A 1,167-nucleotide genomic window follows, 5' to 3' on the forward strand; every position below is an offset into this window, starting at 1 on the left:
GTCCGCCAGGGAATCAATTCCCCCTCTTATAGCGAAAGTCCTCTCAAAGAGGACTCATGATTTCTTCAGTCGTGTTCAGACGACTTTCGCTTTGAGGCAGGGGTTTTCAACCCCTGGCGGACTATAGGTTTTACCTTAAGTTGACACCTATGGGCAATGCCGTTTCCCTACCGCGATCGATCGCACGATGTACTTAACCAACTGTAATTTCGACAGTCAATTTTTTTCAAACTTTTGTGGAGTGGGCATCCTGCCCGCCCAAAACGTTATTTAATCCTGAACAACTTAGCACTTGGATAATTGTATGATGAATCAAGAAACTGCAACTCATCTCATTCACGATCGCCACGAGCGCGGTCATACCAACATTGCTTGGCTCAATAGCTATCATACCTTTTCTTTCAGCAACTTTTACGACCCGAATCGCATGGGATTTCGCAGCCTGCGAGTCATTAATGACGATCGCGTCACTGCGGGTGCGGGCTTCGGTACTCACGGCCACAGTGACATGGAAATTATCACCTATGTGTTGCAAGGCGCGATCGAGCATCGAGATAGCATGGGAAATGGCACTGTCATCTATCCTGGAGAAGTGCAAATTATGAGTGCTGGAACTGGTGTCACCCACAGTGAATTCAACCACTCCCAAACTGACCCGCTGCATTTCCTCCAAATATGGGTTTTACCCGACCAAAACGGACTAAAGCCCAGATACGAACAGCGATCGTTTCCATTAAAAGAAAAGCACGGTGAGTTCCATTGCATTGCTTCTAAGAATGGAAAAGATGGCGCTGTTACGATTCACCAGGATGTTGAACTATATGCTGCGATTTTAGAATCTGGTGATGTCGTTCGCTATCATTTGCCACCGCATCGTTATGCTTGGCTGCAAATTGCCGGGGGAATTGCCGAACTCAATGATGAAGAATTGAGAGAGGGCGATGGCGTTCAAATTAGGGGGGAAGAAGAACTCGAAGTTAGTACCCAATTCGGTGCTGAAATCTTGCTATTTGACCTCGGATAATCTCTTAGTCGGCGTCCGGCGGACTTCGTGTGACAAGTAGCGGTTTCCAACCGCCGATCGCACTCATCGCCGCCGATAGATTCCGGGGGCGATTCCTGTAGCCGCTCGAAAATGCTTGTTGAGATGACTTTGATTGGAAAAAC

General features: G+C 47.6%; 1 protein-coding gene. It reads left to right on the forward strand.

Annotated features, from left to right (window positions below; genetic code table 11):
* Positions 1-304: 304 nt before the first annotated feature.
* Positions 305-1,024, forward strand: a complete 720-nt coding sequence (locus QT974_RS34590) for a pirin family protein (RefSeq protein WP_333472855.1) — start codon at positions 305-307, stop codon at positions 1,022-1,024.
* Positions 1,025-1,167: the final 143 nt, after the last annotated feature.

This window comes from Microcoleus sp. BM001215392 (assembly GCF_036700185.1).
Lineage (GTDB): Bacteria > Cyanobacteriota > Cyanobacteriia > Cyanobacteriales > Microcoleaceae > Microcoleus.